24 protein-coding genes are annotated in these 26,186 nt (G+C 67.1%); 8 read left to right on the plus strand and 16 right to left on the minus strand.

Annotation, left to right across the window (positions count from 1 at the left end; genetic code table 11):
• Nucleotides 1–9 precede the first annotated feature (9 nt).
• Nucleotides 10–1,551, minus strand: coding sequence for a 2,3-bisphosphoglycerate-independent phosphoglycerate mutase (gene gpmI / locus ABD002_RS05830; protein ID WP_343788129.1), 1,542 nt, complete (start codon nucleotides 1,549–1,551; stop codon nucleotides 10–12).
• 371 nt (nucleotides 1,552–1,922) lie between these two features.
• Here gpmI and ABD002_RS05835 point away from each other — a divergent pair, with 371 nt between their 5' ends.
• Nucleotides 1,923–2,579 carry a DUF4097 family beta strand repeat-containing protein gene (locus ABD002_RS05835; RefSeq protein WP_343788131.1) on the plus strand — a complete coding sequence of 219 codons (657 nt, stop codon included), beginning with the start codon at nucleotides 1,923–1,925 and terminating at the stop codon, nucleotides 2,577–2,579.
• 17 nt (nucleotides 2,580–2,596) lie between these two features.
• Here ABD002_RS05835 and ABD002_RS05840 read toward each other — a convergent pair whose 3' ends face one another.
• Nucleotides 2,597–4,618, minus strand: a complete 2,022-nt coding sequence (locus tag ABD002_RS05840; protein ID WP_343788133.1) for a hypothetical protein — start codon at nucleotides 4,616–4,618, stop codon at nucleotides 2,597–2,599.
• Nucleotides 4,619–4,961: 343 nt separating this feature from the next.
• Between ABD002_RS05840 and ABD002_RS05845 the strand changes: the two genes are divergently transcribed.
• Nucleotides 4,962–6,686: a M28 family metallopeptidase gene (locus ABD002_RS05845; RefSeq protein ID WP_343788135.1), complete on the plus strand. Its 1,725-nt coding sequence runs from the start codon at nucleotides 4,962–4,964 to the stop codon at nucleotides 6,684–6,686.
• Between the two features lie 208 nt (nucleotides 6,687–6,894).
• On the plus strand, nucleotides 6,895–7,647 hold the full coding sequence (locus tag ABD002_RS05850; RefSeq protein WP_343788137.1) for a tetratricopeptide repeat protein: 753 nt from the start codon (nucleotides 6,895–6,897) through the stop codon (nucleotides 7,645–7,647).
• 41 nt (nucleotides 7,648–7,688) lie between these two features.
• On the opposite strand, the gene ABD002_RS05855 is transcribed toward ABD002_RS05850, so the two are convergent.
• The 12 genes from ABD002_RS05855 to lptM all read right to left on the minus strand — a co-directional run bounded on the left by ABD002_RS05855 (nucleotide 7,689) and on the right by lptM (nucleotide 18,755).
• The gene (locus ABD002_RS05855) at nucleotides 7,689–9,530 is read right to left on the minus strand and encodes a M1 family metallopeptidase (RefSeq protein ID WP_343788139.1); all 1,842 of its coding nucleotides are present in this window, start codon (nucleotides 9,528–9,530) and stop codon (nucleotides 7,689–7,691) included.
• A 90-nt stretch (nucleotides 9,531–9,620) separates the two neighbouring features.
• Nucleotides 9,621–10,097: a DUF2269 family protein gene (locus ABD002_RS05860; RefSeq protein ID WP_343788141.1), complete on the minus strand. Its 477-nt coding sequence runs from the start codon at nucleotides 10,095–10,097 to the stop codon at nucleotides 9,621–9,623.
• A complete protein-coding gene (locus tag ABD002_RS05865) occupies nucleotides 10,094–11,386 on the minus strand; it encodes a DoxX-like family protein (RefSeq protein ID WP_343788143.1) in 1,293 nt (430 codons plus the stop codon). Before ABD002_RS05865 ends, ABD002_RS05860 begins: the two co-directional genes overlap by 4 nt.
• Nucleotides 11,387–11,396: 10 nt before the next feature.
• Nucleotides 11,397–12,158 (minus strand): bifunctional demethylmenaquinone methyltransferase/2-methoxy-6-polyprenyl-1,4-benzoquinol methylase UbiE, encoded by a 762-nt coding sequence (gene ubiE / locus ABD002_RS05870; RefSeq protein WP_343788145.1) that lies wholly within the window; start codon nucleotides 12,156–12,158, stop codon nucleotides 11,397–11,399.
• A gap of 84 nt (nucleotides 12,159–12,242) precedes the next feature.
• Complete coding sequence (locus ABD002_RS05875; RefSeq protein WP_343788147.1) at nucleotides 12,243–12,599, minus strand: gamma-butyrobetaine hydroxylase family protein; 357 nt, start codon at nucleotides 12,597–12,599, stop codon at nucleotides 12,243–12,245.
• A gap of 268 nt (nucleotides 12,600–12,867) precedes the next feature.
• The gene (locus ABD002_RS05880; protein WP_343788149.1) at nucleotides 12,868–13,482 is read right to left on the minus strand and encodes a hypothetical protein; all 615 of its coding nucleotides are present in this window, start codon (nucleotides 13,480–13,482) and stop codon (nucleotides 12,868–12,870) included.
• An 84-nt stretch (nucleotides 13,483–13,566) separates the two neighbouring features.
• Complete coding sequence (hslU, locus tag ABD002_RS05885; protein ID WP_343788151.1) at nucleotides 13,567–14,907, minus strand: ATP-dependent protease ATPase subunit HslU; 1,341 nt, start codon at nucleotides 14,905–14,907, stop codon at nucleotides 13,567–13,569.
• Nucleotides 14,908–15,024: 117 nt separating this feature from the next.
• Nucleotides 15,025–15,558, minus strand: coding sequence for an ATP-dependent protease subunit HslV (gene hslV, locus ABD002_RS05890; protein WP_343788152.1), 534 nt, complete (start codon nucleotides 15,556–15,558; stop codon nucleotides 15,025–15,027).
• Nucleotides 15,559–15,733: 175 nt separating this feature from the next.
• Complete coding sequence (locus ABD002_RS05895; RefSeq protein WP_343788154.1) at nucleotides 15,734–16,633, minus strand: tyrosine recombinase XerC; 900 nt, start codon at nucleotides 16,631–16,633, stop codon at nucleotides 15,734–15,736.
• A 267-nt stretch (nucleotides 16,634–16,900) separates the two neighbouring features.
• Complete coding sequence (locus tag ABD002_RS05900) at nucleotides 16,901–17,581, minus strand: DUF484 family protein (protein ID WP_343788157.1); 681 nt, start codon at nucleotides 17,579–17,581, stop codon at nucleotides 16,901–16,903.
• Nucleotides 17,582–17,722: 141 nt separating this feature from the next.
• Complete coding sequence (gene dapF, locus ABD002_RS05905; RefSeq protein WP_343788159.1) at nucleotides 17,723–18,568, minus strand: diaminopimelate epimerase; 846 nt, start codon at nucleotides 18,566–18,568, stop codon at nucleotides 17,723–17,725.
• 13 nt (nucleotides 18,569–18,581) lie between these two features.
• Nucleotides 18,582–18,755, minus strand: coding sequence for an LPS translocon maturation chaperone LptM (lptM, locus tag ABD002_RS05910; protein ID WP_343788161.1), 174 nt, complete (start codon nucleotides 18,753–18,755; stop codon nucleotides 18,582–18,584).
• Between the two features lie 70 nt (nucleotides 18,756–18,825).
• Between lptM and ABD002_RS05915 the strand changes: the two genes are divergently transcribed.
• Entirely contained in the window at nucleotides 18,826–19,503 is a 678-nt protein-coding gene (locus ABD002_RS05915; RefSeq protein ID WP_343788163.1) for a hypothetical protein, read from the plus strand.
• Between the two features lie 29 nt (nucleotides 19,504–19,532).
• On the opposite strand, the gene ABD002_RS05920 is transcribed toward ABD002_RS05915, so the two are convergent.
• Nucleotides 19,533–19,985: a GNAT family N-acetyltransferase gene (locus ABD002_RS05920; protein ID WP_343788165.1), complete on the minus strand. Its 453-nt coding sequence runs from the start codon at nucleotides 19,983–19,985 to the stop codon at nucleotides 19,533–19,535.
• A gap of 257 nt (nucleotides 19,986–20,242) precedes the next feature.
• On the opposite strand from ABD002_RS05920, the gene ABD002_RS05925 reads away from it, so the two are divergent.
• The gene (locus ABD002_RS05925; protein WP_343788167.1) at nucleotides 20,243–21,727 is read left to right on the plus strand and encodes a RimK family protein; all 1,485 of its coding nucleotides are present in this window, start codon (nucleotides 20,243–20,245) and stop codon (nucleotides 21,725–21,727) included.
• A 42-nt stretch (nucleotides 21,728–21,769) separates the two neighbouring features.
• Here ABD002_RS05925 and ABD002_RS05930 read toward each other — a convergent pair whose 3' ends face one another.
• Nucleotides 21,770–22,144: a hypothetical protein gene (locus tag ABD002_RS05930; protein WP_343788169.1), complete on the minus strand. Its 375-nt coding sequence runs from the start codon at nucleotides 22,142–22,144 to the stop codon at nucleotides 21,770–21,772.
• Nucleotides 22,145–22,287: 143 nt separating this feature from the next.
• Here ABD002_RS05930 and ABD002_RS05935 point away from each other — a divergent pair, with 143 nt between their 5' ends.
• From ABD002_RS05935 to ABD002_RS05945, 3 genes are read left to right on the plus strand one after another with little or no spacing between them, the layout of a single operon-like run.
• Nucleotides 22,288–24,081, plus strand: a complete 1,794-nt coding sequence (locus tag ABD002_RS05935) for a monovalent cation:proton antiporter-2 (CPA2) family protein (protein WP_343788171.1) — start codon at nucleotides 22,288–22,290, stop codon at nucleotides 24,079–24,081.
• Entirely contained in the window at nucleotides 24,074–25,414 is a 1,341-nt protein-coding gene (locus tag ABD002_RS05940) for an FAD-binding oxidoreductase (protein ID WP_343788173.1), read from the plus strand. The genes ABD002_RS05935 and ABD002_RS05940 overlap by 8 nt, the downstream gene beginning before the upstream one ends.
• Nucleotides 25,411–26,142, plus strand: coding sequence for an SDR family NAD(P)-dependent oxidoreductase (locus tag ABD002_RS05945; RefSeq protein WP_343788175.1), 732 nt, complete (start codon nucleotides 25,411–25,413; stop codon nucleotides 26,140–26,142). Before ABD002_RS05940 ends, ABD002_RS05945 begins: the two co-directional genes overlap by 4 nt.
• The last annotated feature ends 44 nt before the right edge of the window (nucleotides 26,143–26,186 follow it).

Raw genomic sequence — 26,186 nt, forward strand, 5'->3', positions numbered from 1 at the left:
GAACCGCACCTACTGGAATTCGACCAGACTGTGCCCGCTCATCTCGGGGGGTTGCGGCAGCCCCATCAAGGCGAGCACGCTCGGTGCGAGGTCGCGCAGCGCACCGTGGTGCAAGGTCGCGGCACGGCCGACATAGACCAGCGGCACCGGCCCGACCGTGTGCTGGGTGTGCGCCACGCCGTTTGCATCGAGCATCTGCTCGAGATTGCCGTGGTCGGCGCTGATCAGCATCTCGCCGCCGTGCTCGCGGATCGCCAGCGTCAGGCGGCCGAGCGCGACATCGACGGCCTCGACCGCCTTGATCGCGGCCGACTCGATGCCGGTGTGGCCGACCATGTCCGGGTTCGCGATGTTGCAGACGATGAAGTCGAACCGTTGCGACGCAATCGCCTCGACGAGGCGGTCGGTGAGTTCCGGCAAGCTCATCTCGGGCTTGAGGTCGTAGGTCGCGACCTTCGGGCTCGGGATCAGCATGCGCTCCTCGCCCGCGAACGGCGCCTCGCGGCCACCCGAGAAGAAGAACGTCACATGCGCGTATTTCTCGGTCTCCGCGATGCGCAACTGGCTCAGCCCGAGCGAAGACAGGTATTCGCCGAGCGTGTTGCGCATCGACTGCGGCGGAAACGCGATCGCGCTCGCGGCCAGACCCTTTTCATATTCGGTCAGGGTCACGAACGCGCCGAGCTCGATCGCGCGCGAACGCTGGAAGCCGGAAAAATCCGCATCGACGAACGCATGCGAGATTTCGCGCGCGCGGTCGGCGCGGAAGTTCATGAAGATCACCGCATCGCCGTCTTCGACGCGTGCGCCGGCACCGGCTTCAATCGAATCGATCACGGTCGGCTTCACGAATTCGTCGTTCTCGCCGCGCGCATACGCATCCTGCAGCGCAGCCAGCGCGTCGTCGGCATGGAATTCAGCTTGTGCGTCGGCGATCGCCGTGTATGCGAGCTTGACGCGGTCCCAACGCTGGTCCCGATCCATCGCGTAGTAACGGCCGCTGACCGTCGCGATCCGCGCGCCGTCGAACATGCGGCAACGCGCATCGAGCGCTCGCAGGCTCGGTTCCGCGCTGCGCGGCGGCGTATCGCGGCCATCGAGGAACGCATGGATCGCGACGCGCGTGACGCCCCGCTGTTCGGCGAGGTCGAGCAGCGCGAGGATGTGCCGCTCCTGGCTGTGCACGCCGCCGGGGCTGACCAGGCCGAGCACGTGCAGCGTGCCGCCGTTCGCCCTGGCCGCATCGCAGGCACCGCGCAGCGCGGGATTCTCGAAGAACGTGCCGTCGGCGATCGCGGCATCGATGCGGGTCAGGTCCTGGTAGACGATGCGCCCGGAGCCGATGTTCATGTGGCCGACCTCGGAATTGCCCATCTGGCCCTCGGGCAGGCCGACGTATTCGCCATGCGTCTCGACCAGCGTATGCGGGCATTCGGCGAGCAGGCGCCGCCAGTTCGGGCAGTTCGCCTGCGCGATCGCATTGTGCGCAGTCTCACTGCGGTGGCCCCAGCCATCGAGGATCAGCAGCAGGACGGGTTTGGGTCGCGCCACGCGGGTTCTTCCTGGAGTTTCATGCGGATCGCAATGCTAGCCGAACGGCTGGCGCGGTGTCGCTCGGGCGCAAAGACCGGAGGTGCCCGGTTTGAATACGTAGCCGTCCGTGGCGAGGCATCGACGACGCGCGCAGGAGCGCGCGCGAACAGCGACAAAACGGCAGGACTGCCGTTTTGCATAGCGGGAACGGCCCGAAGCCGTTCACCCTTCGATACCTCAGGGCGAACGGTGTCGAGCATCGACTCAGCACGATTTGCAGCATTGCCGCGCAGGCAACTTCTCTCCCGGCTGGGGGCTTGAGAGCGCTCTAAACCCTGCGCCAGGATGCTGCATCCTAGGCACGCACCCAACCGCCATCGGAGACACCCATGTATCGCAAACTCGCGCTGACCGCCGCCCTCCTCTCGCTGTGCGTCGCCGGCGCCGCCTTCGCGCGCGGCATCGACGTCGACAAGGTCAACGGATCGATCCATATCGAAGGCGACCAGCAGGCCGGCAATCTGAGCACCGTCAACGGCAGCATCCGCATGGCCGACGGCGCGAGCGCGGAGAAGGTGTCCACCGTCAACGGCGGCATCGACATCGGCGACCGCGCAACGGTCGTCTCGATCAATACCGTGAACGGCGGCATCGGGCTCGGCGCCGGCACGAAGGTCGCCAAGACCGTCGAAGCAGTCAACGGCAGCGTGCAGCTCGGCAAGGGCGCCGATATCGCCGGGCATGTCTCCAACGTCAACGGCCGCTTCACGCTGGACGCCGCGCATATCGGCGGCGGCATCGAGACGGTCAGCGGCGACATCGAGATCGGCGCGGACTCGCGTGTCGAGGGCGGCATCATCATCGACAAACCGCACGGCTGGTCGTGGGGCAAGGCGCGCAATCCGCGCGTCGTGATCGGCCCGCGCGCGGTCGTCACCGGTACGCTGGAGTTCCGCCGCGACGTCGATCTCTTCGTCAGCGACAGCGCGAAGATCGGCACGGTGTCCGGCGCAACCGCGCAGAAGTTCTCGGGCGACCATCCCTGAGCCGACCCGCGGCGCGCTCATCGCTTCGCCGTCGTGCCACCTGCGATCAACTTCTGGAAACGCGGATCCTTGCGCAGCGGATCCCACAGGGGATTGAAACGCAGGTCAGCGACGGTGAGACCGTTCGGCACCGCCAGAAGATGCGGCAGCGTCGCGATCGCCGCATCGGCGTCGCCGAAGTACGCCTGGATCTGCGCCTGTGTCGTTTCCATGTTCGGCTTCACGACCGCGTCGCCGGCGTTGACGTCGATCGCATGCTGCGCCTCGCGCAACGCGCGCGCCTTGTCGCCGAGGCCGGCGTACGCGACCGCGAGCACTTGCGCGACATGCGGGTCGTCCGCAGCGGTCTTGCCATAGGCCTCGGCGAGGTTCGCCGCCTGCGTGAAATTCGCGCGCGCGGCGTCGGCATCGCCGGACCATAGCTGCGCGGTCGCAAGCGAGATCAGGTAGAACGCGCGATTGGCGCCAAGCGGCGGTTCCGGTTGCGCCAGCGCGGCGTTCAGCGCGCCGATCGCCGCGGCGAAGTCGCGCCGGTACTCGAATCCGCAGACCTGGACCATCAGGGTTTCCTCGTCTTCGGGGCGCGGCGACAGCGCGCCGAGCAGTTTGCCGGCCTCGTCGAGGTCGCCCTCGCGCAGCCAGACGCCAGCCTTTGCCGCGATCAGGTTCGACGCGCCCGGCGCGATCGCTAGCGCGCGGTCGAGCGTGGCGCGCGCGGTCGCGAACTCGCGCAGCGCGGCGTAGTTCGTGGCGAGCTCCACGAACACGGTCAGGTCGCGCGGGGTAAGGCGGGTCGCCTGCTCCAGATGCGCGACGGAATCCTGCCACCGGCCCTGTCGGCGCTCGATGTAGCCGATCGCGGCGAGCACGTCGGCGCTGTTCGGCAGCCGTTCCCGTGCCTGCTCGAAATCGCGCAGCGCGCCGTCGAAGTCACGCAGGCCACGGTAACGGTAGTAGCCGAGCGCGAGATGTGCTTCGCCGAGTTCCGGCTGCAGACGCAACGCGGTGTCGGCGGCCTGCTTCATCTCCGCCAGCGCGGTCGGCGTGCGATCGACGAGATTGGCGTACATGTAGCTCCTGACGATCGCGAGGTGCGCCCAGGCCAGTGCGAAGCCGGGATCGAGCCGCACCGACTCGGCGAAGCGGCTCGCCGCCTCGCGAGGGACGTCCAACGCCGAGGTCAGGCCGCGCGACTCGAACGCGAGGCCTCGCAGATACGCATCATAGGCGTCGGGATGACTGGTCGGCCGCCTCGCTATCGCGGCCTGCTCGCCACCGCTGAGTTTGACCTCGAGCTCGCTCGCGATCGCCTGCGCGACCTCGCCCTCGACGCCGAAGACGTTGTCGAGCTTGCGGTCGTAGCTCTCGGCCCAGAGATGCTCGTCGGTCGCCGCCTTGATCAGCTGCACGGTGATGTGCACCGCATCGCCGGCCTTCTGCACGCTGCCCTCGAGGATGTTCGCGACGCCGAGCTGGCGTGCGATCTCGCCGAGGTTGCCGGGCTTGGCCGCGTACTGCCGCGTCGAGGTGCGCGAGATCACCTTGAGCGCGCCGATCTTCGCGAGCCGGGTCAGGATCTCGTCCTGGATGCCGTCGGCGAAATAGGCGTTGGACTTCTCTTCAGAGAGATTCTCGAACGGCAGCACCGCGATCGACTTCTCCGTCACCGCGGGCGCTTCGTCTCTGCGCAGCACGAAGCTGTTGGCGAGCAGCACCACCACGGCGAGACACAGTGCGGCGATGATCCAGCGATCCAGCTTCTTGCCGGTGTGATACGTGATCGACTCGGCCGGATCGATCTCGCTCTCGCGCTTGATGCCTTCCGGCGTCAGCTCGTAGAACCACGAGAACGCGAGCGCGAACGGGAAACCGACGACCACCGCAATCACGATCAGCCGCACCGCCCAGTTCGGGATGTCGAAGAACGGAAACACCTGGGTCGCGATCTGCACCAGCAGCCAGCCGGCCGCGGCGTAAAACGCACCGGCACGCAGCACGTTGCGGCGCCTGAGTTCGGCAAAGAAGGACGACGTGCGCATGGCTGGACGTCAATAGCCTCTGCCGGGCAGTTTCCGGGACTGGATGGCCCGGCGCAAGGACCGGAAAACAGGACCGGGGCAACGCGACGATTCAGTGCGCCGGTCGTCGCGGCGCTCGCACACTCTGGCCCGCGGATGTGCGTGGGTGGAATCGCGGCATCCGTCGATCGGCAGCCCGCATGCGCCCTGTCGCGGCCACGAATTGCCGGTGCCCGGCGCCGTCTCCGACGGCACCCGTGACTTGACCCGTCCCCGTGCCGGCTGCGGCCGCGCGGACCGGCCGAACCATGAGCGCCAGACATGAGCGCTAGAATCGTCGCTTCCACTGCAGTGGAGTTTCCCCATGCGCCCGTTCGCCCTTCGCAGCACGCTCAGCGCGTCGCTGATCCTGCTGCTCGCTGCCTGCCAGCCGCAGGAATCGGCGCCGATCGCCGGATCGTCAGCTCCCGCGCATCCGGCCAAGCCCGCACCGGTCGTGCCGACCGCCGACGGCCACTATTCTGCCGACATCACCGCCGAGGATTTCGCCGCGCGCCTGAAGAAGGTGTCGTCCGACGAGTTCGAAGGGCGCAAACCGGGCACGCAAGGCGAGCGCACGACGACCGCGTGGATCAAGGATCAGTTCGCGCAGATCGGGCTCAAACCCGGCAATCGCGGTGACTGGGGGCAGACGGTGCCGATGGTCGAGACGACACTGCTCGATCCCGATCAGGTGAGCGCGACCATCAAAGCCGGCGGTGGAACGGAGACGTTCGCGTACCGCAAGGACATGATCGTCGGCTCGCTGACGGCGAGCCCGGCCGCCGACATCAAGGAATCGGATATCGTCTTCGCCGGCTACGGCGTCGACGCGCCGGAATACCAGTGGAACGACTACGCCGGGCTCGACGTGAAAGGCAAGACCGTGATCGTGCTGATCAACGATCCGGGCTGGGGCAACCACGACGACACGCTGTTCAAGGGCCGCGCCCTGACCTACTACGGTCGCTGGACCTACAAGTACGAGGAAGCCGCCCGCAAGGGCGCTGTGGCCTGCCTCATCGTGCACGAGACGCCGGGCGCGGGTTATCCGTGGGACGTCGTGGTCAACAGCTGGTCCGGCCCGCAGGATTCGCTGCCACCGAGCGAGGACCCGGCGCCGCGTCTGTCCGCCGCCGGCTGGCTGACCACCGAAGCCGCACAGCGCCTGTTCGCGAAGGCCGGCAGGAACTTCGACGAACTGAAGAAGAGCGCGGACCTGCGCGGCTTCAAGTCGACCGAAGTCGGCGCGACGCTTTCGCTCGGGTTCAAGAGCAGGATCGAGCATTCGAGTTCCGAGAACGTGCTCGGCCTGCTGCCTGGCAGCACACGGCCCGAAGAAGTGATCGTCTACTCGGCGCACTGGGATCACTTCGGCCGCGACCCCAACCTCAAGGGCGACCCGATCTACCACGGCGCGATCGACAACGGCACCGGCATCGCCGGCCTGCTCGAAATCGCCGAGGCATTCGCACACCAGAACCCGCCGCCGCAGCGCTCGATCCTGTTCCTCGCCGACACGCTCGAGGAAGCCGGTCTGCTCGGCTCGCGCTACTACGTGACGCATCCGGTATTTCCACTCGACAAGACCGTCGCCGACATCAACATGGACGCGCTGCCGATCATGGGGCCGGCGAAGGACATCGCCGTGATCAGCTGGGGCCAGTCGCAGCTCGACGATTACATCCAGCAGGCCGCGACGACAGAAGGCCGCACGATCGTGCCCGACGACGCGCCGGAGAAGGGCTTCTTCTTCCGCTCCGACCAGCTCAACTTCGCCCGACTTGGCGTGCCGGTGCTGTACGCGCGCTCAGGACTGAACCTCGTCGATGGCGGCGAGGAAGCCGGCCGCAAGGCCTATGCCGACTACACCGCGAACCACTACCACAAGCCGAGCGACGTCTACGATCCGAACTGGGATTTTCGCGGCGTGATCGACGACCTCAAGGCGTTCCATGCGGTCGGCAGGAAACTCGCCGACGAAACCAGGTTCCCCGATTGGAAAGCCGGCGCGGACTTCCATCGCACGCAACCCGTCGCGTCGAAGTAGTCGTACGCACAAGAAAAAATGCGCGGCGCCGCTGACGGCAGCGCCGCGCCAGGAAACCACCAGAGGAGGAAGCCCCATCCTTGGGGCGGAGCAGCGTCCGCTGCGCAGGAGATGCTGCGCGAGTACGGTCGCAGATCCTGCGACGCGCTTGCGCGGCGCGCGCGGAATGCGCAGGATGCGGCCTTTCCCGCGACCGTCCCGCAGCGCCATGCCGATACTCGTCCTCGCATCGCTCGCCCTGCAGATCCTCTGTGCGATCCACGTCGCGCGCAGCGGCCGGCCTCTGTACTGGATCTGGCTGCTGCTGATCGGCTCGTACCTCGCCGTGATCGTCTACGTGCTCGTCGCGGTGCTCCCGGATCTGCGCAACGATCCACGCAGCCGCAAGGTGACCAAGCAGGTGCTCAACACGCTCGATCCCGAGCGCCAGCGCCGGCACATCCGGCAGCGGCTGGAGCTCGCCGACACCGCCGACAACCGTCGCACGCTCGCTGAGGAGTGCATCCGCCAGGGCGACTACCGCAATGCCGCGGAACTGTACCAGTCGATCCTCAAGGGCATGTATGCAACCGAACCGCTGTTCATGCTCGGCCTGGCGCAGGCACAAGCGGGATGCCTCGATTACGCGGCCGCGCGCGCAACGCTGGATGCGCTGATCAAGGCCAATCCCGACTTCCGCTCCAGCGATGGCCACCTGCTTTATGCGCGCTGCCTCGAGGAGCTTGGCGAACACGATGCGGCGCTGCAGGAATACGAAGTGCTTGCGCGCAGCTATCCCGGCGAGCAGGCGCGCTTCCGCTTCGCGAGCCTGCTGCGCAAACGCGCGCGCATGGACGAAGCGCGTCACGTGTTCAACGACATGCTCAGGCGTGCGCAGCTCGCACCACGCTACTACCGCCGCAAGGAGCACGAATGGCTCGATGCGGCGAAACGCGAGCTGAGCAGCCTCGAAGCGGGCTGATCGATCCGTCTCAGCGCGCTGGTGCGCGCGGCGGCCATCGATCAGTGCTTCTTCGCGAGTGCTTTCTCGACGCTGACCTGCGTCATCGGGTGGTAGCCCGGCTTGGCTTTCGCGTAGACGCCGCGCGCGAAGTCCTTGCCGTCCGGCGTCTTCGCCAGCGCCTCGTACAGCGGCACGACGAGGTAGCGACGGCCGATGCGCGTCATGTACTCGGCCATCGCGGCGCGCGCCGGCTGGTAGTCGTTGCGGATCGCGACCAGATACCAGCGCCGCGCGATTTCGGCGTTCGCAGCGCCGGTCAGGTGCCAGGCCGCATCGAACGTCGTGAGCTTTTCGCGCGCGACCGTCTGCGGCAGACCGTCGAGGAAGTACATCCACTCTTGCGTGTTCCAGTCCTTCGCGCCGATATCGGCGGGCTTGCGCGTGCCGGCCAGCCATGCCTTGCGCGCGGCCGCGATCGCTTCGAAGCGAAGAGAAGTCGGCATGGCGGCATCTTTCGGAATTCCGGGTTCGTCGATCCAGGCCTTGACGTCGGCAAGGCTCATCCGGCCCGGATACTTGTCGAGCAAGTTAGGCGCGAGGTACGTGAGCATCTGCTCGGTGGTGATGCTCTGGAATGCGAAGTGGTCGAAGTAGCCGCGAAGGTAAGCGTCGAAGGCCTCGCGGCCGAACTTCGCCTCCAGTGTGCGCAGCAACCAGGCGCCCTTGACGTACGCGAAATCCGAGCCGGCATCGTCGGCGTCCTCGACATCCGGCACGAGGCGCTGTGCGGGCTTCGGCGTGTCCTTGATTTCACGGCGCAGTTCGTCGGACGCCAGGATGAATTCCTCGTCGGCCTGCGCCTTGCCGTAAACCGCCTCGACGATGCGATTCTCGACATAGGTCGTGAAACCCTCGTTGAGCCACATGTGCTTCCAGCTCGCATTGGTGACGAGGTTGCCGGACCACGAATGCGCGAGCTCATGCGCGACCAGCGAAACCAGGCTCTTGTCGCCGACGATCACGGTCGGCGTGGCGAAGGTCAGGCGCGGATTCTCCATGCCGCCGAACGGGAAGCTCGGCGGCAGCACGAGGATGTCGTAGCGGCCCCAGCGGTACGGGCCGTAGAGCTTCTCGGTGGTCGCAATCATCTTCTCAGTGTCGGCAAATTCCTTGGCCGCCGCTTCGACGACCGACGGCTCCGCATAGACCGCGCTGCGCGGACCGGTCTCGCGCACCGCGAGATTGCCGATCGCGATCGCGAGCAGGTAGGACGGAATCGGCTGGTCCATCGTGAAGCGATAGTCGCCGTCGAGCGCGTGCTTCGCGTCGTTGTCCGCACTCATCACCGCACGCAGCGCCGTCGGCACCTGCACGCGCGCGGTGTAGGTGAAGCGCACCGACGGCGTGTCCTGCAGCGGCACCCAGCTGCGCGCGTGGATCGATTCGGACTGCGAATACATGAACGGCTGCTGCTTGCCGGCGGTCTGGGCCGGCGTCATCCACTGCAGCCCTGATGCTTTCGACGCGGCGTGATAGTGGACGCGAACGCGTGGCGCCTGGGCAGCGAGCGCGATGCGCAGCGCGGAACCGCGGATCGCATCGCGCCTGGCCAATGTGTAGCGCGCCGCATGCGCGCTGCCGTCGGCATCGAGCGCGTCGATCTTCTCGATCGTGAGGTCACGCGTATCGAGCACGAGTTCGCGTGCAGCCTTGTCGTGCCAGTCGAGCGTGAGATCCGCAGCACCTGTGAGTTCACGCTTGCCGAAGTCGACGGATAGATCGAGTGCAAGCGCGCGCACGGTCACCTGCTCGGTGTTCGCGTAACTGTGCGGATCGACAGCGGCGGCGGCATCGAACGCGAACAGTAATGCGGAGCAGGCAATGAGGCGTGAAAGGAACACGGCGACTCCCAGGATAGACAACGAAAGGATTAAGCGGAATTGTCACCGAAACCACGCGGCGATACGTGTGACGAACGGACTACGACGAGCTCAGCCCCACAGCTCCGGCTTGGCCACCATCAGCCAGTAGATCGCCAGTACCGCGAGGAACGCGGGCCAGCCAAGCGCGAACCACCAGCGCATCACGCGCCGATACGTCGCCGGCAATGCACTTCCCTCGTGCACCGCACGAATGGCCAGATCACGCGCGCGCCGCTGCAGGAACACCACGGGAATCCAGCATGCGCCAGCGACCAGATAAAGCAGCATTGCGAGCCGGATCCACGGCAGGCGCCAGTCGAAGCCGGCCAGATGCAACATCGCGAATCCGCTCAGCGGCTGCACGATCACCGCCGGCGCCGTGAACAGCCAGTCGGCGCGCACGGTCAGTCGCGCGACGCGCGCGATCGCGGCGATGTCCCCACTGCGATGCGTGAACCACATGAAGAACGCAGTGCCGAGGCCGGTGCCGAACAACAACGCCGCGGACACGATGTGCACGGTCTTCAGCGCGAGGTAGGCGTTCATCGTCGCTCCTCGGTCGCCAGCAGAGCCAACAGCACGGCGATCAAAGGGAGATTCTTAACCAGGCCACCCAGCGGATCGAGCCAGTTGTGCGGCCAGAGCAGGCCGATCATGACCGTATAGCCGGCCAGCATCACGAGCATCAGCGCCAGCACGAGCCGCGGTCGCCAGCGGACAAGGCAGAGGGTGCCGAGTATGAAGTCCACCGCGCCGCAGACGCGCGCGAGCATCAACGCGGTCGCGGCCGGAAGCGGGCCCGCTTGCGTCACGGCGTCCACGTGGTGCGGCGGCAGCAGCAGGCCGAGCAGCCCCGATGCGATCCACAACAGCGCAAGGCTGATCCGCAGCGCCGGCAGCACGAAGTAGAGTCGCGCATGCCAGCGGTCCTGCGTCTGCGTCGGCGCAGCAGCGAGCGCGTGTGACAACGTGCGCGTGGTGACACCGAGCCGGTTGCCGAGGCGATGCAGGGCGCCAGCCGTGCCGACATTGCCGCGATCGAGCATGCGCAGCATCGTGAGTCCGAACGGTCCCCGCCCCAGCGCTTGGCCCAGCGTCGCGCCAGCGGCCACCAGCCAGCGCGGCACGCGCACTTCGCGCGCACGACCGTAGCCGAGCCACTGACGCCACGAACGCAGATAGTCGGCCAGCGAGATGACCTCGGGGCCGACGACCTCGAACGTCGTACGCGCGATGCCGGGGCGCGCCAGGACCGCTGCCACGACCAATCCGATATCTTCCACCGCGATCGGCTGCAGGCGCTGCTCACCGCTGCCGGGCAGGAGCAGTACGCCGGGCAGAGCCGCCAGTGCGCGCAGCAGCGATGTGCCGCCGTACGAACCGGCGGCACTGTAGACCACCGAAGGGCGCAGCACGACGGCGTCAAGATCCAGCGCGAGCAAGCTGGCGTCGCAACGATGCTTGGATGCGACGAACTCGCTGTCGGCCGGATCGCCGAGCGCGGAAATCTGCACGACACGGCGGATGCCGGCGCGCGCGCCGGCGCGGAACAGTGCGAGCGGCGCCGCGACATGCACGGCCTCGAACGTGTCACGACCACGTTCACGCAGGATGCCGGCGCAGTTGACCACCGCGTCGATGCCCTCGAGGCGCGACAGCCAGTCTTCCTCATGCAGGTCGGAGCTCATGTCACAAGCCAGCGCGCGCATTGGGGGGAAGCGTTCATCGCGCCGTCCGGCGCGCACTGCGCAAACCACCTCGTGACCGGCAGCACTCAGCGCGGTGACGACCTGTGCCCCGATAAAGCCATAGGCGCCGGTGACCAGCACGCGCACGGCGTAGGACTCAGACGCGATAGCCGCGATGGATCGCGACGATACCGGCCGAGAGATTGCGCACGTCGACTCGAGCGAGGCCGGCAGCTTCCATCATCGCCTTCAGCGTGGCCTGGTCCGGGTGCTTCCGGATCGATTCGGCGAGGTAGCGATAGCTCGCGTCGTCGCCAGCGATCAGCTGGCCAATACGCGGCAGCACCTGGAACGAATGGAAATCGTAGAGCGGCTTCAGGAATTCCGAACGCACGGCCGAGAATTCGAGCACCAGCGCGCGGCCGCCGATCTTCAGGACGCGATGGATTTCAGCCAGCGCGTTCTCCTTGCGCGTGACGTTGCGCAGGCCGAACGCCATCGTCACGCAGTCGAAGCTCCGATCCGGGAACGGCAACGCTTCCGCGTCCATCTGCGCCCAGTCGAGACCGTGCAGCTGGCCGCGATCAAGCAGGCGGTTGCGGCCGACGCGCAGCATATCGCCGTTGATGTCGCCAACCACGACATTGCCCGTCGTGCCCACCTTCGGCAGCAGCAACGCGGCGATGTCGCCGGTGCCGCCGGCGAGATCGAGCACGCGATCGCCGTCGCGCACGCCGCTGGTCGCGACGAAATAGCGCTTCCACAGGCGATGGACGCCGAACGACATCAGGTCGTTCATCACGTCGTAATTGCGTGCGACCGAGGTGAACACTTCGCCGACGAGCCGCGCCTTGTCGGCCTCGGGTACGTCGCGGTAACCGAAATGCGTGGTGCCTGTCTTGCCGGTCGCTTCGCTCATGTGCGCATCGTACCGCAAGCGCGGGACGATGCTGCCGACGTCACGATCCGACGCATGCACCGCCCGCGATGGGGCACGCAACCGTCAGCTGCGTGACAAACCGGCCGCGGCGAGTGCATCCAGGTACGCCTGCCAGTTGCTGGCATGGTCGCGGCCGAGTTCGTGGAGCACGTCCCAGGAGAACAGGCCGGTCGCATGGCCGTCGGAGAAGCGCAGCAGCACGGCGTAGTTGCCGACCGGCTCGACCGCATCGATGTTCACGTGCTGCTTGCCGGCGACCAACACGCGCTGGCCGGGACCGTGCCCCTGCACTTCCGCGCTCGGCGAATGCACACGCAGGTATTCGGCAGGCAGGCGGAATGTATCGCCGTTGTCGAACGCGACCTCGAGCACATGCGAGGCGCGGTGCAGGGTGATGTTGGTCGGAACCGGACTGGCCATCGGACAGGAATCTCTGAACAAGTCGAATTTCGTCATTCCGGCAAAGCCGGAACCCGGCGTCGTCACCGAATCGCAAAGGCGCTGGATCCCGGCCTTCGCCGGGATGACGACCTGTTCGGGCCTTCCCGAAGTCGACCTCGAGCCGCGTCGCCACGAAGCCGCTGTTCGTGAAAAGTGCGGCCGCGGATGGCCGCTCTGGACTCACCTGATCGCGCGGACCGTGCCGCCGCTTCGACATTCCAGCGAGCGGCGATCATGGATGATCGCACTAGTGAACCGTGTCGGACATCGGCGCGCGCGGCTTCAGCGGATCGCCCGGTGCGCCGGCGACCTGCCACAGCGCATCGAGATAGCCCGAGCCGAAGCCGATCGAGCCGACCGCCTCGAATTCGTAGGCGCCGGTATCCGGATACCATTGCGCGTTCGGATCGAGTTCGCGCAACACCAGCGCGTTGGCCTCGACGGAGGCGAGCTGGCCGACGTAGCTGATCTCGCCCTCGTCGTCCTCGACCATGTTGACCGAGATCAGCGGCGCGCAGGCGGCGGCCGAGCGCGCGATCGCAGCCCAGTCGTCGAGGTTGAAACCTTGCGGCACCAGCAATGGCTCGCCGCGCAGCGCAAGCGCCTTGTCGACGAACTCACGCGACGGATCCGCTTCGAGCGAAGTGATGTCCGCCACCGCGATCGCGATGTGGCCGTCGAAACGCATCGCATCGCCGACCTCGGCGATCAGGCAGAACTCACGCGACAACGCGACGACGTAGCCGTGGATCACGCCCGGCTGCACGCGCTCGCGCTGGATGCGCAGAGGAACACGCTGCTCGAGCGCGTCGCGAAGTTCGGCGCGCACGCCGCGCGCCTTGAAGGGAACGACAGTGGTCATATGCGTATGGTCGGGTACCAGAGGCGAAGGTGCAAGGAAAGGGCTGGAAAGGCGCCGCTCTTCAGCCCTCGGTCCTGTTCCCCTTCAAAGGATATAGCGCGACAAATCCTCGTCCTTCACGAATCCACCGAGATGCGCATCGACATAGGCGGCGTCGATCCGGTAGTGCTCGCCGCCCTTGTCGGCGGCGACGTACGAGATTTCGTCGAGCAGGCGTTCGAGCACGGTGTGCAAGCGGCGCGCGCCGATGTTCTCGGTGCGCTCGTTGACCTGGAATGCGATCTCGGCGAGGCGCGTAACGCCATCCGCCGTGAATTCCACGCTGACACCCTCGGTGCCGAGCAGCGCGGTGTACTGCTTGGTCAGCGCGTGCTGCGGTTCGGACAGGATGCGCCGGAAGTCGTCGGCGCTGAGCGCGGCAAGCTCGACGCGGATCGGGAAGCGGCCCTGCAATTCGGGCACCAGATCCGATGGCTTGGCCAGCGAGAACGCGCCCGAGGCGATGAACAGGATGTGGTCGGTCTTGACGATGCCGTACTTGGTCGCCACCGCGGAACCTTCCACCAGCGGCAGCAGGTCGCGCTGCACGCCTTCACGTGACACGCCGGCGCCGCTCCATTCACCACGCTGCGCGATCTTGTCGATCTCGTCGATGAAGACGATGCCGTTCTGCTCGCAGCTCGTGATCGCCTGGGTCTTGATCTCCTCGTCGTTGACCAGCTTGCCGGCTTCCTCCTCGATCAGCAGCGGGCGTGCCTGCGCGATCGGCAACTTGCGCGACTGGCTGCGCTGCCCGGCCAGCGACTGGAACATGCCGCGCAGCTGGCTGGTCATCTCCTCCATGCCGGGCGGCGCCATGATCTCGACGCCGACGTTCATCGCGAAATCGAGCTCGATCTCACGCTCGTCGAGCGCGCCCTCGCGTAGCTGTTTGCGCAGTTTCTGGCGTGTGTCGGCCGCGTGCGCATCATGCGGCTGCGGCTCGTTGGCGAAGCCGACACCGCCTTGGCGGCGTGGCAGCAGCGCATCGAGGATGCGGTCCTCGGCGCGGTCCTCGGCTTGCGAGCGCACGCGCGCCTTGGCCTGCTCGCGCACCATCTTGACCGCGGTGTCGGCGAGGTCGCGCACGATCTGCTCGACATCCTTGCCGACGTAACCGACCTCGGTGAACTTGGTCGCTTCGACCTTGATGAACGGCGCGTTCGCGAGTGCGGCAAGGCGCCGCGCGATCTCGGTCTTGCCGACGCCGGTCGGGCCGATCATCAGGATGTTCTTCGGCGTGACTTCCTCGCGCAATGCCGGTTCGAGCTGCATGCGCCGCCAGCGGTTGCGCAGCGCGATCGCGACCGCGCGCTTGGCCGCGTTCTGGCCGATGATGTAGCGGTCGAGTTCGTTGACGATTTCGCGGGGGGTCAATTCGGACATGGCTTGGGAATCTGCGGATGAGGTTTCTTCGCCGTCATTCCGGCGCAGGCCGGAATCCATTTTGATCTTGAAGAGTGAAAAGCAAACTGGATTCCGGCCTGCGCCGGAATGACGAGATCAAAGTTCTTCGATCGTCGTGTTGTGATTGGTGTAGATGCAGATGTCGCCGGCGATGTTCAACGCCTTCTCGACGATCGCGCGCGGATCGAGCTCGGTGTGCTCGAGCAGCGCCTTCGCCGCGGCCAGCGCGAACGGGCCGCCGGAGCCGATCGCGATCAGGCCATTCTCGGGCTCGAGCACGTCACCGTTGCCGGAGATGATCAGCGAGGTCGACTTGTCGGCGACTGCGAGCAGGGCCTCGAGGCGACCCAGGCGGCGCTCGGTGCGCCAGTCCTTGGCCAGCTCGACCGCAGCGCGCGTGAGGTTGCCGCCATGCTTCTCGAGTTTCTGCTCGAACAGCTCGAACAGGGTGAACGCGTCGGCGGTCGCGCCGGCGAAGCCCGCCAACACGTCGCCCCTGCCGAGGCGACGGATCTTCTTCGCGTTCGCCTTCATGACCGTGTTGCCGAGCGTGACCTGACCGTCGCCGCCAATCACGACACGCTCGCCGCGACGTACGGAGACAATGGTGGTGGCGTGGAAACTATCCATGGGCTTCAACCAGTTGCGGAAAAGCCGAGGTGGGGCTGGGAAAGGCGATTGCAACCCTTTGATGCATTGTAGGAGCGGCTTCAGCCGCGATGCTTCTTCGTTTGTCCCAACCCTCCTTGAAGGGGAGGGCTGAAGGCATCGCGGCTGAAGCCGCTCCTACCAAGCCAAGCGCGCGCTATTCGCGCTTGCGCCGCGCGCGCGGATGCGCGGCATCGTAGACCTTGGCCAGGTGCTGGAAATCCAGATGCGTGTAGATCTGCGTGGTGCCGATGTCGGCGTGGCCGAGCAGTTCCTGCACCGCACGCAGGTCGCCCGAGGATTCGAGCAGGTGGCTCGCGCAGGAATGCCGCAGCAGATGCGGATAGACGCGCTTCCAGACGCCCTGCTCCTGCGCGCGGCGCTTGAGCCTTGCGCGCACGCCGTTCGGCGACAGCGGCTTGCCGCCGCGGCCGCGCACCAGCGGATCCTCGTCGGCCGGGCGATCCTGCTCGCGCAGGGCCGCAAGCGCCGCCAGCGCTTTCACACCGACCGGCACGATGCGCGTCTTCGAGCCCTTGCCCGTCACGCGCAGCATGCCGTCACCCGCGTCGAGATCGCGCCAGCGCACACCGCAGAGTTCGGCGACGCGCAGGCCGCTGGAATACAGGAGTTCCAGCAGTGCGCGATCGCGCACCGCCTCGGCATCGTCGCCGGGCACTTCGACCAGCTGGGCCATCTCGTCCGCATCGAGCACCTCGGGCAGCTTGCGCTTGACCTTCGGCGAGCGCAGCCCGATCGCCGGATTGGTCACCACTTCGCCCTCGCGTGCGAGGAAGCGGAAGAAGCTGCGCCAGGCCGAGGCGATCCCGCGCAGGGTCGCGGGCGAGTAGCGCTTGACGCGATGCTCTTCGGCGAGCAGCGCCTGCGCCTGGTCGGGTTTGAGTTCGCGCCACAGCCGCAGACCTTGCGTTTCGGCGAAATCGAGCAGCCGCGCCAGTGCAAGCGCGTAGTGTTCGATCGTGCTCGGCGCGTAGCGGCGTTCGTGGCTCAGGTAACCCAGGAACCGGTCGACGCTGCCGGCGAGCGTCGCGGTCATTAGAGCCTGCTCATGGTCTTCCAGCGTCCCGCGCCGGAGCCGGTTTGTTCGCAGGGCGAGGAAGAGCGAGGGAGTGGATGCCGATCCACGACCGAGCGATGACGAAGGCCTGCGGACAAACCGACCCGGCCCTTCGGGTTGCTCCGCAGAGGCCGCCATGCGGCAGCGCGTCGCTTGGAAAGGCAGCCAGCCTGTCCGGCGCAACGCACTACCACCTGACAGCCTCTGCGGAGCAACGCGGGATGTTGGAAGACCATGAGCAGGCTCTCAACGCGGGAAGCGCGCGAGTGCAGTCGAGACTGCCTCGCCGATCAGCTTCAGGAACACCGTGCCCATGCCCGGATGGAAGCGGTTCGCATCATGACTGCCGACCGCGAGCATTCCGACCGAGCCGATCGGCAGCAGCACCGCCGAATGCACTTCGACAGCCTTCGCGCCAAACAGCGTATCGAGCTTGTCCTGCTGCAGGCGCCCGCACAGCGGCTCGGCGCGCTTGAAAAATTCGGTGAACGCGGGGAACGCAGCCGCACCCGAGGGTTCGGCGATCAGCCATTCGGCGGCGGGCAGATCGGGATCGGCGCGGAACAGCACCAGGCGCACCAGATCGGTGTTGAAGTCCTCGGTCAGCGCGGCCGCCACCGAGCTCGCGGTCTCCGGCAGGGTTTTGGCACGCATCAACGCCAGCGTCAGCGTGTGCACGCGCACCATCAGCGTCTCGTTCTCATGCGCGATCTCGATCAGCTCGTGCAAACGCCGGCCGAGGTCGCGGTTCTTGTCGCGCAGCACGTCGAGCTGGTAGCTCGCCAGCGACGCCGCTGAGCCCTGCTCGCGCGGCAGCACCAGAGCGAGCGCGATATCCGGAAACTCGTTGAGAAATTCCGGATGGCGGCGCAGGTAGCTCGCGACTTCCATCGCGGTGAGACCGTCCTTGACGCTGAGTTCGCTCATGGGATCCTCATCGGTGTTCAGCACAAGCTCGTCGTCCCGGCGTACGCCGGGACCCAGTGCCTTCATGTTCACCCAAAGACGCTAGGCCCCGGCGTACGCCGGGGCGACGAGTGACAGGTTGTCTGCAGATAGTGTCAGCGCTCATCCGTGCCAGTCGCCTTCGAACACGAACGTCGCCGGGCCGCTCATCCAGAGCGTGTGACCCGGACCGTCCCAGTGAATGCCGAGTTCGCCTCCCGGCAGCGCGACGCGGACTTCGGCGTCGAGCTTAGCGCGTCGGCGCAGCACCGCAACCGCGGCGCAGGCGCCGCTGCCGCAGGCCAGGGTTTCACCGACGCCGCGTTCCCAGACGCGCAAGCGGATCGCATCGCGCGAAACGATCTGCGCGAAGCCGACGTTGCAACCTTGCGGAAACGCAGCCGCATGTTCGATCTGCGGGCCGAGCGCCTCGACCGGCGCGCCGGCGACGTCGTCGACTTCGACGAGCGCATGCGGATTGCCCATCGAAACCGCGCCGATCCCGACATCGCGGCCGGCGACATCGATCGTGTAGAGCGCGTTGGCCGTGTCGATCGAGCGGCGATCGACGACGATCGGCACCAGCGCGGGATCGAAGCGTGGCTCGCCCATGTCGGCGCGCACGCGGCCATCCACCAGCAGCTCAACCGTGACCGGACCGGACGGGCTCTCGAGCCGCGTCACGCCATCGGCGAGCACGCCCGCGCGTGCGAGCCAGCGCGCGACGCAGCGCAGACCGTTGCCGCACTGGCCCGATCGCGTGCCGTCGGTGTTCCAGATGCCGTACGCGAATGCACAGGATGGATCGCGCGCCGGCTCGATCGTCAGCAGCTGGTCGAAGCCGACGCCGAAATGGCGGTCGCCGAGCAGGCGGATCGCGTTCGCATCGAGCGCGAGGGGTGTCGTGCGGCCATCGACGATCACGAAATCGTTGCCGAGGCCGTGCATCTTGCTGAAACGAAGGCCCACGCGGATTCCTGCGTCAGTGATCAGCCGCTTCCGGCGCCTGCGCCGGCTGGGCGACGGGCGCCTGTGCCGGCGTTGAAGCGGGCTTCGGCGTCGGCTTGACCAGCGGCCCCTTGTTGCCGCAGGCGGCGAGCAGCAACGCGACCAGTACGAGCACGGCGATGCGGTGGAACGGGCGATGGCGTGACATGGCGAGGTCCGGCAATGGCGTGTGCGAAGTATAGCGAGCGTTCGCCGGACGAACCGGTATGCTTGGGAGCATGTCGCTGACGCCGTTCCTTGCCGGGCTTTTCGTATTCGCAGGCTTCTGCGTACTGCTCGCGCTTGCGCAAGGCGCGCGTGCGCGGCGGCACTGGCGCGGTCGGCGCCGATTCGCGGCGGGGCATCGCCTGGTGTGGTGCCTGGTGTTCCTGCTGCTCGCCATGCTCGGCGGCCTCGCCGGCGGCATGCTGCTCGGCTGGCGCCGCCTGGCCGCGGAGGCACCGGTCGCGCAGATCGAGACGCGCCGGCTCGACCCGCAGCACTATGCGGTCACGATCGCCACGCCGGATGGCGTGCGACGCGAGGTCGAACTCGCCGGCGACGACTGGCAGCTCGATGCGCGCGTGATCAAATGGGATACGCGCGCCGTCGTGCTCGGTGCGCCGCCACTGTATCGGCTGGACCGGATCAGCGGCCGCTACCGGGACACGGCAACGGAAAGCACGGCGCCGAAAAGCGTGGTCGCGCTGTCGTCCTCGCCGATGACGGATCTATGGCAACTCAAGCAACGTTTTCCCGGCTGGCTGCCGTGGGTCGACGCGGACTATGGCAACGCCGCGTACCTGCCGCTGGTCGACGGAGGTCGCTTCGAGGTGACGCTGGCTGCAGCCGGTGGACTGGTCGCACGCCCTTCCGATGCGGCCACCGCGGACAAACTCAAGGCGACGGGCTGGTGAACGCGGAACGCAGTCGCGCCGACTGAGGCTCAGGCCAGCGCCTTCTCGTAGCGCTGCGCGTCGTGGCCGTCCTCGTAGTAGGCGCGGTGCAGTCCGAAGTGGTGATAGCCGTGGCGCTCGTAGAGGCGCTGCGCCCCGGCGTTGTCGCTGCGCACCTCGAGGCGCAACGAGCGGCTGCCGCGCCGGCGCGCCGCCTGTTCTGCGGCCACCAGCAAGCCCTCGCCGATGCCGCCGCCACGTTCGCTGGGGGCGACCGCGATCGAATACAGGCGTGCGACGTTGCTGGCGCGACGGAAGAACAGCACCGCGGCGCCGACCACGCGGCGTTCTCGCGTAGCGACGAAGACTTCCGCGCTCAGGCTTTCCAGATGGCGGCGCAGCTGCCGCGCGCTCATGCGCTCGACCTCGAACACCGAGTTCTCAAGCTCGACCAACGCATCGAGATCACCCATCGTGGCGCGACGGATATGGGCATCGGTCATCGCGCGACTCTCGGCAGGGATGGATAGGGCATGCGCCAGCACGGCGCGCAGCCTAGTCGTTGCGGTCGCCAACCGCAACGCGCCCGGGGCGGATTGTTCATGTTCACTTCATCGCGCCGGCGGCGCTGCACGAACGCGCAGTGCTGTGTACACTGCGCGCCGCAAACCATGCCCATCGCCGCGCCCGCCATGCCTGCCCGACCGAGCGATGAACTGAAGCGGCTCGCGCCCTCGAACCTTCCATCCAGGCGTCCCGCATGAGCCGGCTCGTCATCGTCGTCGAAAAAGCCTCGGACTGGGGTTCCTACTATCCGTCCGACAATGTCGTCACCGCCCAGGACTACCTGAAGGAGCCGATCGGCGCCGACGACGAGCGCACCCAGGTCATCAACCTGTGCCGCAACTACAAGTATCTTGGCACCGGCTACTACGTGTCGCTGCTGGCCGAGGCGCGCGGGCACAAGGTGATCCCGTCGGTGCGCGCGATCAACGACCTGCGCCGGCGCTCGCTGTACGGCCTCGACATCGAGGACCTCAACGGCAAGCTCGGCAATTTCCTGCCGGCCGGCGGCCGCGACACCACCGACTTCGGCATCCTGCTCTACTTCGGCGAGACCTCGTATCCGGCGCTGGAGGATCTTGCGCGCCAGGTGTTCGAGACGTTTCCGTGCCCGATCCTGCGCATCGAGTTCGAGCGCGAGCGGGTCTGGCAGATCGCCGCGATCAAACCGACCGGCCTGCACACGCTGTCCGATTCGCAGGAGGACGGCTTCGCGCAGGCGCTCGACAAATTCTCGAAGAAGCTCTGGCGCAAGCCGCGCGCGCGCAAGAAGTTCCGTTTCGACCTGGCCATGCTGGCCGATCCGAACGATCCGATGCCGCCGTCGAACAAGCGCGCGCTGAAGCTGTTCGTCGAGGCCGGCGCCGAACTCGGCATCGAAGTCGACGCGCTCACCAAGAACGACTACAGCAAACTCGCCGAATACGACGGGCTTTTCATCCGCGAGACGACCGCACTCGACAACCACACCTACCGCTTCGCCAACCGCGCGGAGAAGGAGGACATGGTCGTCATCGACGATCCGAGCTCGATCCTGAAGTGCACGAACAAGATCTACCTGCACGACCTGATGAAGTCGCGCAAGCTGCCGACGCCGCGCACCGAGATCCTGTATCGCGACGAGCCGAAGAAGCTCGCCGAGCTGCCCGACCTGCTCGGCTTTCCGATCGTGCTGAAGATCCCGGACGGTTCGTTCTCGCGCGGCATCGTCAAGGTCGAGGACGCCGAGCACCTGAAGAAGGCGGCCGACGACCTGTTCCAGCACACCGCGCTGGTGCTCGCGCAGGAATTCATGTTCACCGAATTCGACTGGCGCATCGGCATCCTCAATCGCGAGCCGCTGTATGCGTGCAAGTACTACATGTCGCGCGGCCACTGGCAGATCTACAACCACGGTGCCAAGGGCACCGCGAAATCCGGCGGTTTCGAGACCTTGCCAGTGCGCGAGGCGCCGAACGACGTGGTCAAGCTCGCGCTGCGCGCGACCGCGGCGATCGGCGACGGCCTCTACGGCGTCGACCTGAAACAGGCCGGCGACCGTCTCGCGGTCATCGAAGTCAACGACAACCCGTCGATCGACGCCGGCGTCGAGGACGCCTATCTCGGCGAGGACCTGTATCGGCGCATCATGGACGAGTTCCTTCGCCGAATGGAGCGGAAGAGGCTCGGCCTGCGCAGCTGAGCGCCATCGATGCCTGCCGGGTGCCGCACACGGTCTTGCGGCTCAGTGGCGCGTTCCCTTGCGCTTCGCGGACACGTGCACGGCTCCGGTGGCCCGCCTGCGCATACGCGTCAGGCGAAGCCGTCGCCGCACCGTGTCCAGCAGACCCGCACGCTTCACCCAGGCCAGATCGAGCAACGGTGCGGCGACCAGCCAGAACGGCAGCGTCGCGCCAAGCAGTGCATCGCCGCGCGCGGCCGGTATGCACAGAAGCACGCCCAGGCCGATCGCGAGCCACACGCACAGAACGGTGGGACGCGCCGATAACGCGGCGGCTTCGTCGCGGCGCCGGGAGCCCGCGAGCAACGTGCGGCGCGTCGGTGCGCCACGACGGCGTGACAGGGAGCGTTCGGGCAACGCCAGCGGTGCGACGAGCATGACGGAACTCCTGCATCGGATGCTGCGGGAGCTTGCAACCGGCCGGTCTCAGCAGCTGCGACACGGCTGCATGCAGGGCTCTTCGAAGCGGTCATCGCGCGGACCGCACATGCCATAATTCCTGCGAATTCGATGGAGTACGCGTGGAAAACCACGGCTTCCTGCAATACGCAGTCATTCTTCTGCTGGCGACCGTGATCGCGGTGCCGCTGGCCAAGCGCTGGCGGCTCGGCGCGGTGCTTGGCTACCTCGGTGCCGGTGCGCTGATCGGACCATCCGGGCTCGGCCTGATCGGCAACACCGAACAGATCGGACAGGTCTCCGAATTCGGCGTCGTGCTGATGCTGTTCGTGATCGGCATGGAGGTTTCCCCGCAGCGGCTGTGGGTCATGCGGCGCAGCGTGTTCGGTGCGGGCAGCCTGCAGATGGTCGCGACCGCGGCGTTGATCGGCGGCATCGCGTTCGCGTTCGGACTGAGCTGGAAGGCCGCGCTGATCGTCGGCCTCGGCCTCGCGCTGTCCTCGACCGCGATCGACCTGCAGTTGCTGGCCGAGCGCAAGGAACTGACCAGCGCGCACGGCCGGCTCGGTTTCGCGATCCTGCTGTTCCAGGACGTTGCCGCGATCCCGATCCTCGCGCTGATCCCGATCCTCGGCGGCGGCCACGCGAGCGCCGCCAGCGGGACCGACGAACTGATCGCTGCACTGCGCGTGATCCTGACCATCGCGGTGGTCGTGGTCGGCGGCCGCTACCTGCTGCGGCCGATGTTCCGTGCCGCAGCGAAGGTCGGCACGCCGGAGGTGTTCACCGCGACCGCGCTGCTGGTCGTGATCGGCACCGCGTGGCTGATGCAGCTTGCCGGCATCTCGATGTCGCTGGGTGCATTCCTTGCCGGTGTGCTGCTCGCCGATTCGGAATACCGCCACGAGATCGAGGCGCAGATCGAGCCGTTCCGCGGACTGCTGCTCGGCCTTTTCTTCATCGGCGTCGGCATGTCGCTCGACGTGAAGATGGCGATGGGCCAGCCGCAGCTGGTCGGCACGCTGCTGCTCGCGCTGCTCGCGCTGAAGGCCCTGGTCCTGTATGCCGTCTCGCGCGGAGCCGCGCGCGAGGACAACGCGCAATCAGTCGCACTCGCCGCATTGCTTGCGCAGGGCGGCGAATTCGCGTTCGTCGTGTTCGGCCTGGCCGCGGCCAACGCGCTGATCAGCGGCGGGCAACGCGATCTCGCGATCCTGGTGATCACGTTGTCGATGGCCGCGACGCCGCTGCTGGTGCGCTTGCGCGCGGAGATCGCGCCGGCCACCAAGGCGAAACCCACGCGCGAATTCGACAAGCTCGACGCAGCGACGCCGCGTGTGATCGTTGCCGGCATGGGCCGCGTCGGCCAGATCGTCGCGCGCATGCTCAACGCGAACCGGATCCCGTTCACCGCACTGGAGGCCGATCCGGAACAGGTCGACTTCATGCGTCACTTCGGCAACACCGTGTTCTACGGCGACGCGTCGCGACTCGACCTGCTGCGCGCCGCACAGGCCGACCGCGCCGAGATCTTCGTGATCACGACCGAGGATCCGGATTCGAACCTGCGTACCGCGCGCCTGCTCAAGCGCCACTTCCCGCACCTCAAGGTGTTCGCGCGCGCGCGCAACCGCCAGCACGTGTTCAAGCTGATGGATCTCAACATCGACAACATCGTGCGCGACACGTTCTTCTCGAGTCTGGAAATCGCGCGCGGCGTATTCGAGGCGCTCGGCTACGACAAGGCGACCGCGGCGGACTACGTGCAACGTTTCCGCAAGCACGACGAGCGCGTGCTCGCGAACCAGTACCCGGTCTACGACGACGAAGCCGCGCTGTTGCAGTCGGCCAAGGAAGCGCGCGCGGATCTCGAACAGCTGTTCCAGGCCGATACGGGTCACGAAGACGATGCATGAGATGCGCGGCTACGCACTCGCCGACGTCGACCTCGTCAGCTTCGATCGCCAGTTCCGGGCGCGCAGTCGCGTGCAGAAGCCTGATCGCTATCGTCTGCTCGATGCTTTGCCCGCGGACACACCGCGCATCGCGCGCGGTGGGGGTGTTTCCTATGTCGGCGCGAGCTTCGGCAACGCGGCGGTCAGCCAGGACCTCGGCGCCTTCGACCGCCTGCTCGCGTTCGACGCCGACGCGGGCCGCCTCACCGTCGAAGCCGGCATGCGCATCGCCGACCTGCAGCGTTTCGCGCTCGCGCATGGCTGGTACCTGCCGGTCGCGCCCGGCCATCCCGGCGCGAGCATCGGCGGCTGCATCGCGGCCGACGTGCACGGCAAGAATCCGGCGCGCGACGGCACGTTCCGAATGCAGATCGAGGCGATCGAACTGAGCGCACCGACACGCGGCACGGTGGTCGCAAGCACGAACCGGAATGCGGAACTGTTCAACGCGACCTTCGCCGGCTTCGGCCTGACCGGCACCATCACACGCGCGACCTTGCGGCTCGCTCGCCCGCCGAATGCGCTGGTGATGCGTCGCGTACCCGTGCAGAACCTCGCCGAAGCCGCACGCGTGTTGCGCGAAGCCGCGAACGCGCCGGTGCTGTATGGCTGGCACGATGGTCGCGCGCAATGTTTCGGGCGCGGAGTGATCCGCGTCGGCCTCACCAGCGATGCGCGCGAAGCCGGACCCACGGCGCTGCCGCCGCCGGCGCGCGACCTGCCGGCAACGATCGCACCGCTGCCATTCGCACTATGGAACCGCGCCGGTATCGCCGCAGCCAACACTTGGCTCGGCGCACGCTGGTGCCGTCCGGGGCAGTCCGAGATGACCCTCGCCGACGCGCTGTTCCCGCTCAATCGGGCGCGCGGGTACTTCGCGGGCTACGGCCGGACCGGCATGGCCGAGGCGCAGTGGCTGGTTCCGCACACGCGTTTCGATGCGTTCGCCGCTGCCCTGGCTGAAACGGTCGCACGCACGCGACCGCTGATCGCGCTGATCGCCAGCAAGCTGTTCGCCGGTACGCCGGAGGGCTTCGGCTTCGACGGCAAGGGCATAGCGCTCGCGATCCACGTGCCGGCGCCGGCCATGCCGGCGCAACGGGCATTCCTCGAAACGCTGGCGGAGATCGCGATCAGCCACGGCGGCCGCCCGAACCTGATCAAGGATTCGACGCTGGACGCGGCGATCGCGCACCGCGCGATCGCGGACTTCGAAGCGGCGCGTCTGCGTCTCGCCACTCACAACCCGGGCGGCCTGCATACGTCGGAACTCGCACGAAGGCTCGCGCTGTGACCGCGCTCGTGGTCGGTGCATCGAGCGGACTGGGGCGCGCGCTGGCCAGCGAACTCGCGCGTCGCCAGCATGACCTGTTGCTGGTGGCCTCGGATGCGCGCGACCTCGAGGCGCTCGCAGCGGATCTCAATCTTCGCCACGGCGTCGCTGTGCGCGCGCTGGCGCTCGATCTGGGTCGCGAGGCGGACCCCGGCGCGCGCATTGCAGCGGCGCTCGAGGGCCTGTCCCCGCTGTCCGCCCTGTTGCTGCCGATCGGCATGTCGCGCGCGGATGACGATCTGACGCTCGATGCAGCGCGCATCGGCGAGCTGCTCGCGATCAACCTGCATGCCCCACTCACGATCGCGCATGCGCTGCTGCCGCGGCTGCTCGACGCGCGTGGCGTGGTCGTTCTGTTCGGCAGCGTCGCTGCCGTACGCGGCCGCGACCGCAATGTCGTCTATGCGGCCACCAAGCGCGGTCTGGAATCGCTGTACGAGAGCCTGCGCCAGCGTCATCCGCCGAGCGAGCTCCGCGTGCAGCTGTACCGGCTCGGTTTCCTCGCGACGAATCTGACCCATGGCCTGCGCCTGCCGATCCCGGCTGTCGATCCGGACGTCGTCGCAAGAACGGTGGTCGATCGCCTCGCACGCGGCTCCGCGCGCTGGTACCTGCCGCGCCGATTCGCGTTGATCGCGTTGCTCGTTCGCGCGCTGCCGTGGGCGATCTATCGGCGCATGCGCGGATAAATCCGGGAGCCGGGAAAGAACACATGCCCGTCGTCCCGGCGAAC

This window comes from Dokdonella soli (genome assembly GCF_039523175.1).
GTDB lineage: Bacteria > Pseudomonadota > Gammaproteobacteria > Xanthomonadales > Rhodanobacteraceae > Dokdonella_A > Dokdonella_A soli.